Here is an 8,552-nt window from a genome sequence, read left to right on the forward strand (position 1 = left end):
AAGATATGTCATTGACCGATCCCCTGGGTGATATGCTCACCCGCATCCGCAACGGGCAGCAGGCGCGCAAGGACTCAGTGATGAGCCCGGCGTCGAAGCTCCGAACGCGCGTGCTCGACGTGCTTCAGCGTGAAGGCTATATCCGCGGCTATTCGGAAGAAGAGCTTGCCGGGCATGGTGGCATTCGCATCGAGCTCAAATATTTCGAGGGCCAGCCAGCGATCCGCCACGTGGCGCGTGTGTCGAAGCCGGGTCGTCGCGTGTATTCGGGGTCGAAGGAACTTCCCCGGGTCCGCAACGGTCTCGGTATCACTATAGTCTCGACGCCACGCGGCGTGCTTTCCGATGCGGAAGCACGGGAGCATAATGTCGGCGGCGAAATCCTTGCGGAGGTATTCTGATGAGCCGCATCGGTAAAAAGGCCGTTCCGGTTCCGGCCGGCGTCACCGCCTCGATCGATGGCGGGCTGCTTTCGGTCAAGGGTCCGAAAGGCACGCTGACGCTGTCGCTAGCAGACGACGTGACTTACGCGGTCGAGGATGGCACCATTTCGGTTAAGCCAGCCAACGCCACGAAGCGCGCTCGCTCTTTTTGGGGCATGCAGCGGACGCTGGTCCAGAACCTGGTCACCGGCGTGACTGATGGTTTTACCAAGACACTGGAAATCACTGGCGTCGGTTATCGTGCGAGTTCGCAGGGCGCAAAGCTGAAATTGCAGCTTGGTTATTCGCATGATGTGGATATCGACGTGCCTTCGGACCTGGACGTGAAGACGCCAGACCAGACGACGATCCACATCACCGGCATCGATAAGCAGAAGGTCGGGCAACTGGCTGCTGAGATCCGCCGCTGGCGCAAGCCGGAGCCTTACAAGGGCAAGGGCATCAAATATCGCGGCGAGTATATCTTCCGCAAAGAAGGTAAGAAGAAGTAATGGCAAAGCTGTCACTTTTCGCGAAACGCCGTCAGCGCGTTCGCACCAAGCTGCGCGCGAAGGGCAGTTTGCGCCCGCGTTTGTCGATCCATCGCTCGGGTCGCCATATCTATGCGCAGATCATCGACGACAACGCGGGGACCACGGTCGCTGCGGCATCGAGCCTCGAAAAAGACGCGCGTGCCTCTACAGGCGCGACGATCGACGCGGCAACGGCGGTCGGCAAGACGGTTGCCGAGCGCGCAAAGGCAGCGGGCGTGACGCACGTTGTTTTCGATCGTGGTGGTTTCCTGTTCCATGGCCGCGTGAAAGCGCTCGCCGAAGGTGCACGCGAAGGCGGATTGGAATTCTAAATGGCTGACGAAAACGAAATTCAGGCTGCACCAGCTGCCGACGCAGGTGCTCCGGCGCCGACCGAAGCTCCTCGCGGACGTGGCGGCCCAGGCGGCGGTCCTGGTCGTGGTGGTCCCGGCGGTAATCGCAGCGGTCCTGGCGGCGGTAACAACCGTGGCGGGCGCGACGGCAACAATCGTGGACGTCGCGACAATAATCGTGGCGGCGCGGACGATGGCGGCGAAGAACTGATCGAGAAGCTGGTTCATATTAATCGCGTCTCAAAAACGGTCAAAGGCGGTAAACGCTTTGGATTTGCAGCGCTGGTCGTGGTCGGCGATGGCAAGGGACGTGCAGGCTTTGGGCACGGTAAGGCGCGCGAAGTGCCTGAGGCCATTTCCAAGGCGACTGCGGCTGCGAAAAAGAAAATGATCCGCGTTCCCCTGCGTGAGGGTCGTACTTTGCATCATGACGGCAATGGCCACTTCGGTGCCGGTCGCGTGACGCTGCGCTCGGCACCGCAGGGAACTGGTATCATCGCCGGTGGCCCGATGCGCGCCATTTTCGAATCGCTCGGCGTGGCTGACGTCGTAACCAAGTCGGTGGGCACGTCGAACCCGTACAACATGATCCGCGCAACGTTTGAGGCGTTAGGCGAACAGACGTCGCCAAAGTCGGTTGCACAGCGTCGTGGCAAGAAGATCGTCGATCTTCTTGGTCGTGGTGGTTCGCAGACGGCGGAAGCCGATGCTGCGTTGGTGACGGAGTAAAATCATGGCAACCATCAAGATCAAGCAGACGGGTTCGCCCATCCGCCGGACCGCCAATCAGCGTGCTACGCTGATTGGGCTGGGCCTCAACAAGATGCACAAGGTATCGGAGCTGGAGGACAGCCCCGAGGTCCAGGGAATGATCCGCGCAGTGCGGCATCTGGTCGAAGTGCAGGGCTAAACCGCTCAATCTATCAGCGCGACAAAAGCGAAAGCGAGTGCAATGAAACTTAACGAAATCAGAGATAATGACGGTGCTCGCAAGGGCCGGATGCGCGTAGGACGCGGTATCGGTTCGGGCAAGGGCAAGACCGCCGGACGCGGCCAAAAGGGTCAGACCAGCCGTTCAGGTGTGTCGATCAACGGCTTTGAGGGTGGTCAGATGCCGCTCCACATGCGGTTGCCAAAGCGCGGTTTCAACAACATCTTTGCCCGCGATTGTGCAGAGGTTAACCTCGGCATGATTCAGAAGCTCGTCGATGCGAACAAGCTAGACGTGTCGGCGGTCATCGATCACGAAGCGCTCAAGGCCGTTGGTCTTGCACGTGGCGGCAAGGATGGCGTGCGTTTGCTGGGTAAAGGCGAATTCTCGACCAAGTTGTCGTTCAAGGTTGCCGGTGTCTCTAAGGGTGCCCGCGAGGCAGTCGAGGCTGCTGGTGGTTCGGTTGAAGTGATCGAGCTAGTCTCTGCGGCCGACAAGGCTAAGGCGAAGAAGAACACCGTAAAGTTGCGCAAGAACTAAAACATCTGGCCGGGCTGAACGGGTCGTTTTTTTCTATAGTGGGGAAGACCGAACGCGGCCGGTGCGGCTTTTAGATGTTATGGAGTGCGGGCGTGACAACCCGCATTCACTCCTTATATGAGGCGCTGACAGGGCGTTCCCACGCTCTCACCCGGGACGAATCATCGCAATGGCATCCTCCGCCGCTTCATTATCGAACTCTGGCCTGTCGAAGTTCGCGCAGGCGACCGATCTGCGCAAGCGCCTGTGGTTCACCATAGGCGCGCTCATCGTTTTCCGTCTGTTGAGCCATGTGCCGCTGCCCGGCGTCGATCCTCGCGCGCTGGCCCAATTGTACCAGACCACACAGGGTGGCGTTCTCGACTTTTTTAACACCTTTTCAGGCGGTTCGCTTGAGCGCATGAGTCTCATTGCGCTGGGTGTAATGCCCTACATCACGGCCTCGATTGTCGTGCAGCTTTCGACCTCGCTGTCGCCGACGCTGGCAGCCATCAAGAAAGAGGGTGAAAGCGGGCGCAAGAAGCTGAATCAGTACACGCGCTACGGCACGGTCTTCCTGACTGCGATCCAGGGCTATTTTATCGCGGTCGGGCTTGAAAGCTGGGGTGCGTCTGCGGGTCTTTCGGCAGTGGTCCAGCCTGGCATGCTGTTTCGCATCACCTGCGTCATATCGCTGGTTGGCGGCACTATGTTCCTGATGTGGCTGGGTGAACAGATCACAAGTCGTGGTATCGGCAACGGCGTCTCGCTGATTATCATGGCGGGCATCGTTTCCCAATTACCACGCGCCATCGTCAATCTGTTCGAAGGCGCGCGCAGCGGTTCGATGTCGCCAGTTTCGATCCTGATCATCCTTGTGCTTGTCGTCGCGCTAGTTGCTTTTATCTGCTTTATGGAGCGTGCGCAACGAAGGGTGTTGATACAATATCCCAAGCGACAGACAGCGCGTGGCATGATGCAGGCCGACAAGTCGCATCTGCCATTGAAGATCAACACCGCTGGCGTCATCCCGCCGATTTTCGCCTCATCGCTGCTGTTGATGCCGCTGACGATTGTCCAATTTGCCGGACAGCGCGTCGCAGGGGAAAGCAAATGGGGCGATTTCGTCCTGACGATGACGAGTGCTCTTCAGCACGGGTCGCCGCTCTATATTTCGCTCTATGCAGCCGGCATCGTCTTCTTCAGCTTTTTCTATACTGCTGTGGTTTTCAATCCGGAAGAAACAGCCGATAATCTGAAGCGCTATGGTGGCTTTATCCCGGGCATTCGTCCTGGCAAAAATACTGAGGTCTATCTTGATTATGTGTTGACGCGCATCACGGTGATCGGCGCGGCCTATCTGACACTGATCTGCCTGGTTCCGGAGTTTCTGACATTGCGCATGGGCATTTCGCTCGCGCTCGGCGGTACTAGCCTATTGATCGTTGTGAATGTGACGATGGACACGGTGACGCAGATCCAGAGTCATTTGCTGGCGCATCAATATGGCGACTTGATAAAAAAGGCCAAGCTGAAGGGTGCGCGGACCCGATAACGGCGCGCTTAAGGGGAGACGAAGCTTGTGAATATTATCCTGCTTGGACCGCCGGGAGCGGGGAAGGGGACGCAGGCAACGCGTCTGGTCGATGAGCGGGATATGATTCAGCTTTCCACCGGCGATATGCTGCGCGCTGCACGCGACGCCGGCACGCCGATGGGACTGAAAGCTGCGGCCGTCATGGCAGCCGGCGGCCTGGTGTCCGACGAGATTGTCGATGGCCTGATTGGCGACAAGCTGGATGCGATGCCCGCGACGCAAGGAGCAATCTTTGACGGCTACCCACGGACGGCCGCTCAAGCGATCTCGCTCGATGCCCTGCTGACTGCGCGTGGGCGCAAGCTGGATGCCGTCATCGAACTGGCCGTTGACGAAGATGCGCTGATTGATCGAATTACTGGGCGCTTTACGTGTGCCAAATGCGGTGCCGGTTACCACGATCGTTATAAATTGCCCGAAGTGTCCAGTGTCTGCGACGTTTGCGGATCGACCGAGTTCAGTCGCCGCCCGGATGACAATGCCGAGACGGTTCGAACGCGTATGGCCGAATATCGCGCTAAGACAGCGCCGATCCTGCCGATCTACGAGGCGCGCGGATTGCTGCACAAGATCGACGGGATGGCGGACATAGCAGTCGTGAGCAACGCGATCGAGGCGATTCTGGGATCGGCGAAAACAACCGGCTGAGTCCCCTTCACGCTGGCAGAATTCCTGCTAACGTCCGCGCCGACGCCGCCCCGACTCCAATGAGGGCGGCACTGACGGGTCCATTCTTCAAAACCACCAGAGGGGGGAATGAAATGGCCGTTGTCGATCACGTCGATCTTGAAACTTTTGTCGGAGGCGTAAAAAAGCGCAATCCTGGCCAGCCCGAGTTCGTCCAGGCCGTGACCGAAGTGGCCGAAGATATCTTCGACTTTATGGCGGACAAGGAACAGTACCATAGCGCGCAGATCCTGCGCCGCATTGCTGAGCCCGACCGCGTGATCTCGTTCCGCGTCTGCTGGCAGGATGACAAGGGCAACATCCGCGTCCAACGTGGCTGGCGCATCCAGAACAACAACTCGATCGGACCCTATAAGGGCGGCATCCGCTTTCACCCGAGCGTGACCGAAAGCGTCCTGAAATTCCTGGCGTTCGAGCAAACCTTCAAGAATGCGCTGACCGGACTGCCGATGGGCGGGGGCAAGGGCGGATCGAATTTCAATCCGAAGGGCAAGTCCGATGGCGAGGTCATGCGATTCTGCCAGTCGCTGATGACCGAGCTTTATCGTCACATCGGCGCAGATATTGACGTCCCAGCGGGCGACATCGGCGTGGGCGGTCGTGAGATCGGGTATATGTTCGGCCAATACAAACGGATCACCGGTGAATTTACCGGCGTGCTGACTGGCAAAGGGCTGGAATATGGCGGCTCGCTGATCCGTACCGAGGCGACTGGCTATGGAGCAGTCTATTTCCTGCAGAACATGCTGGCGACCAAGGGCATGACGTTGGAGGGCAAGACGGCTGTCATCTCGGGTTCGGGCAACGTCGCGACCCATGCTGCCGAAAAGGTCACGCAGCTCGGGGGCAAGGTGCTGACGCTCAGCGACAGTGCCGGGTTTATCCATGATCCCGACGGCCTGACGCAGGAAAAGATCGACTGGATCAAGGATCTGAAGAACAAGCGTCGCGGCCGTATTTCCGAATATTGCGACGAATTCACCGGGGCCAGCTTTACTGCGGGGAAGACGCCGTGGGGCGTACCCTGTGATGTCGCGCTGCCCTGCGCGACGCAGAACGAACTGCTGGGACCCGATGCCGAAATGTTGATCGCCAATGGGTGTTTTGCGGTTTCGGAAGGCGCGAATATGCCGACCGATCTGGATGGGGTGCATGTTTTTAAAAAGGCGAAGATCCTGTTTGCTCCGGGCAAGGCAGCAAACGCGGGTGGCGTTGCGGTTTCGGGTCTGGAAATGAGCCAGAACTCGGCGCGGATATCGTGGAAAGAGGAGGAGCTGCAAAAGCTGTTGCTCGACATCATGGCGGGTATCCACAGTCGTTGCATCGAATATGGCACCGACGCGACCGGCTATTGCGACTATGTGAAGGGCGCCAATATCGCCGGCTTCAAAAAGGTTGCCGATGCCATGCTGGCCTATGGAGTGGTGTAGCCGGTAACTCAGAACCGCCGGGTGATAGCAGCGGCCCGGTGTCTCGACTTCCGACGATCGATGACATGCGCACCGCCTGCCGCCAAGCGGATTGGGCGGTGGTGCCGATACGCTGTCAGCAAACAGTCAAAAGACCGGGGCGTCGTGTCTCGCGCGGGAACCCTCGCATCGCGATGTCTGTTGGGTCAGAGAATGACGAGAGGATGCGACCTTGACGGAAAAAACATTTAAAAAAGGTGACAAGGTTGGCTGGGACAGTTCAGGCGGTCACTCGGTCGGAAAAGTCGTCAAGAAAGTAACCACCCCGACCAAGATCAAAGGACATGATGTAGCCGCGTCGAAAGACAATCCTGAGTATATTGTGAAATCGGATAAATCGGGCGGCATTGCGGCGCACAAGCCCGGGAGTTTGAAGAAGGTATAGTCTCGTTCGACTCGCTTGACAGGGTTGCCCAGTCCATCTACGCGAGAGCCATTCCGAACCTTCCGGCAACCGGCGAGCGCTTTTTGCGCGCGTCGGCATTTCGGCGTTTCGGATTTGATGCGAAGAGATGGGGTGTCTTGCCAGCCACCCCGTGGAGCTGAGGAGAAACGAACACATGGCACGTATTGCGGGGGTAAATATCCCCACCAACAAGCGCGTAGAAATCGCGTTGACCTATATTCACGGTATTGGTCGTACCAAGGCTGTCGAGATCACGAAGAAGCTGGGCATCGAGCCAGCACGTCGCGTTCAGGACCTGACCGACCAGGAAGTCCTGTCAATCCGCGAAGCCATCGATGCGGGCTATACCGTCGAGGGCGACCTTCGCCGTTCGGTGTCGATGAACATCAAGCGCCTCATGGACTTGGCCTGCTATCGCGGTCTTCGCCATCGCAAGGGCCTGCCGGTTCGTGGTCAGCGCACGCATACCAATGCGCGCACTCGCAAGGGCAAGGCAAAGCCGATCGCCGGTAAAAAGAAATAAGCAGCGCCTTTCACGGCAGCAGCTTTTTTATAGGACAGCAGATAAATGGCACGCGAACCTCAGCGCATTAAACGGCGTGAACGCAAAAACATCACCTCAGGCGTCGCGCATGTGAACGCCAGTTTTAATAACACAATGATCACCATCACCGACGCCCAGGGCAACGCCATTTCGTGGTCGAGCGCAGGCATGATGGGTTTCAAGGGCAGTCGTAAATCCACGCCTTATGCCGCACAGGTTGCGGCTGAAGACGCCGGCAAGAAGGCTGCCGAACATGGTGTGCGGACGATTGAAGTTGAAGTGAAGGGCCCGGGTTCGGGTCGTGAATCGGCACTTCGGGCCTTGCAGGCCGTGGGTTTCAACATCACGTCGATACGCGATGTGACGTCGATCCCGCACAATGGCGTCCGTCCGTCCAAGCGTCGTCGCGTTTAATTGCTGCGCGACGCAACTGAACTCGATACTCCGGCTGATCCGCTGACGAGCGCATCGCCCAACCCCAAGGGGAACACCGTGGCAGTGAATTCCAAGAATTGGCAGGAACTGAAGAAGCCGACTTCGCTAGAGAAGAAGAGCGGCAGCGACAGCAAGCGCAAGGGCGTGTTTGTTGCCGAGCCGCTTGAGCGGGGCTTCGGCCTGACGCTTGGCAATGCGCTGCGTCGCGTGCTGCTCTCGTCATTGCAAGGCGCGGCAGTCACGTCGATCAAGATCGAGAATGTGCTGCACGAATTCTCGTCGCTGGTTGGCGTACGTGAAGACGTTACCGATATCGTCCTGAACGTTAAGCAGATCGCGCTGCGCATGCAGGGTGAGGGGCCAAAGCGGCTGCAGCTTTCGGCAACGGGTCCTGCTGATGTTACAGCCGGGATGATCGCCATGTCGGGGGACATCGAGGTCATGAACCCCGAACTTCTGATCTGCCATCTCGATGAGGGCGCGACGCTCAACATGGAACTGACGGCAGACGTCGGCAAGGGTTATGTCCCTGCTGCTGCTAACCGTCCGGTCGATGCACCGATCGGCCTCGTGCCCGTCGATGCCCTGTACTCACCGGTTCGGCAGGTTGCTTATAAGGTCGAGAACACCCGCGTTGGGCAGGAACTCGATTACGA

12 protein-coding genes and 1 pseudogene are annotated in these 8,552 nt (G+C 58.4%); all 13 read left to right on the forward strand.

What is annotated here, in order from left to right; translation table 11 throughout:
- The first annotated feature begins 5 nt into the window (after nt 1-5).
- Nucleotides 6-401, forward strand: coding sequence for a 30S ribosomal protein S8 (rpsH, locus tag Q0R02_RS12460; RefSeq protein WP_293883960.1), 396 nt, complete (start codon nt 6-8; stop codon nt 399-401).
- Nucleotides 401-934: a 50S ribosomal protein L6 gene (gene rplF / locus Q0R02_RS12465; RefSeq protein WP_293883961.1), complete on the forward strand. Its 534-nt coding sequence runs from the start codon at nt 401-403 to the stop codon at nt 932-934. Before rpsH ends, rplF begins: the two co-directional genes overlap by 1 nt.
- A complete protein-coding gene (gene rplR / locus Q0R02_RS12470) occupies nt 934-1,287 on the forward strand; it encodes a 50S ribosomal protein L18 (protein ID WP_293883962.1) in 354 nt (117 codons plus the stop codon). Before rplF ends, rplR begins: the two co-directional genes overlap by 1 nt.
- Nucleotides 1,288-2,037, forward strand: a complete 750-nt coding sequence (gene rpsE, locus Q0R02_RS12475; RefSeq protein WP_293883964.1) for a 30S ribosomal protein S5 — start codon at nt 1,288-1,290, stop codon at nt 2,035-2,037.
- 4 nt (nt 2,038-2,041) lie between these two features.
- A complete protein-coding gene (rpmD, locus tag Q0R02_RS12480; RefSeq protein WP_293883965.1) occupies nt 2,042-2,218 on the forward strand; it encodes a 50S ribosomal protein L30 in 177 nt (58 codons plus the stop codon).
- A gap of 42 nt (nt 2,219-2,260) precedes the next feature.
- On the forward strand, nt 2,261-2,779 hold the full coding sequence (rplO, locus tag Q0R02_RS12485; protein WP_293883966.1) for a 50S ribosomal protein L15: 519 nt from the start codon (nt 2,261-2,263) through the stop codon (nt 2,777-2,779).
- Nucleotides 2,780-2,948: 169 nt separating this feature from the next.
- Nucleotides 2,949-4,313, forward strand: a complete 1,365-nt coding sequence (gene secY, locus Q0R02_RS12490) for a preprotein translocase subunit SecY (RefSeq protein WP_293883968.1) — start codon at nt 2,949-2,951, stop codon at nt 4,311-4,313.
- A 27-nt stretch (nt 4,314-4,340) separates the two neighbouring features.
- Entirely contained in the window at nt 4,341-5,003 is a 663-nt protein-coding gene (locus Q0R02_RS12495; protein ID WP_293883970.1) for an adenylate kinase, read from the forward strand.
- A gap of 113 nt (nt 5,004-5,116) precedes the next feature.
- On the forward strand, nt 5,117-6,472 hold the full coding sequence (gene gdhA, locus Q0R02_RS12500) for an NADP-specific glutamate dehydrogenase (protein WP_293883972.1): 1,356 nt from the start codon (nt 5,117-5,119) through the stop codon (nt 6,470-6,472).
- A gap of 211 nt (nt 6,473-6,683) precedes the next feature.
- Nucleotides 6,684-6,896 carry a DUF2945 domain-containing protein gene (locus Q0R02_RS12505; RefSeq protein WP_293883974.1) on the forward strand — a complete coding sequence of 71 codons (213 nt, stop codon included), beginning with the start codon at nt 6,684-6,686 and terminating at the stop codon, nt 6,894-6,896.
- Nucleotides 6,897-7,071: 175 nt separating this feature from the next.
- Nucleotides 7,072-7,440: a 30S ribosomal protein S13 gene (rpsM, locus tag Q0R02_RS12510; RefSeq protein ID WP_293883976.1), complete on the forward strand. Its 369-nt coding sequence runs from the start codon at nt 7,072-7,074 to the stop codon at nt 7,438-7,440.
- A 45-nt stretch (nt 7,441-7,485) separates the two neighbouring features.
- A complete protein-coding gene (rpsK, locus tag Q0R02_RS12515; protein WP_121152690.1) occupies nt 7,486-7,875 on the forward strand; it encodes a 30S ribosomal protein S11 in 390 nt (129 codons plus the stop codon).
- Nucleotides 7,876-7,953: 78 nt separating this feature from the next.
- Nucleotides 7,954-8,552: pseudogene (locus tag Q0R02_RS12520) on the forward strand (DNA-directed RNA polymerase subunit alpha); the annotation flags it as partial.

This window comes from Sphingomonas sp., from assembly GCF_025353885.1.
Taxonomy (GTDB): domain Bacteria; phylum Pseudomonadota; class Alphaproteobacteria; order Sphingomonadales; family Sphingomonadaceae; genus Sphingomonas_O.

Coding starts and splice junctions, on each gene's coding strand:
- rplF (WP_293883961.1), top strand. CDS start 401: ATGAGCCGCATCGGTAAAAAGGCCGTTCCGGTTCCGGCCGGCGTCACC.
- rpmD (WP_293883965.1), top strand. CDS start 2,042: ATGGCAACCATCAAGATCAAGCAGACGGGTTCGCCCATCCGCCGGACC.
- rpsE (WP_293883964.1), top strand. CDS start 1,288: ATGGCTGACGAAAACGAAATTCAGGCTGCACCAGCTGCCGACGCAGGT.
- secY (WP_293883968.1), top strand. CDS start 2,949: ATGGCATCCTCCGCCGCTTCATTATCGAACTCTGGCCTGTCGAAGTTC.
- rpsK (WP_121152690.1), top strand. CDS start 7,486: ATGGCACGCGAACCTCAGCGCATTAAACGGCGTGAACGCAAAAACATC.
- rpsM (WP_293883976.1), top strand. CDS start 7,072: ATGGCACGTATTGCGGGGGTAAATATCCCCACCAACAAGCGCGTAGAA.
- rplO (WP_293883966.1), top strand. CDS start 2,261: ATGAAACTTAACGAAATCAGAGATAATGACGGTGCTCGCAAGGGCCGG.
- gdhA (WP_293883972.1), top strand. CDS start 5,117: ATGGCCGTTGTCGATCACGTCGATCTTGAAACTTTTGTCGGAGGCGTA.
- rpsH (WP_293883960.1), top strand. CDS start 6: ATGTCATTGACCGATCCCCTGGGTGATATGCTCACCCGCATCCGCAAC.
- rplR (WP_293883962.1), top strand. CDS start 934: ATGGCAAAGCTGTCACTTTTCGCGAAACGCCGTCAGCGCGTTCGCACC.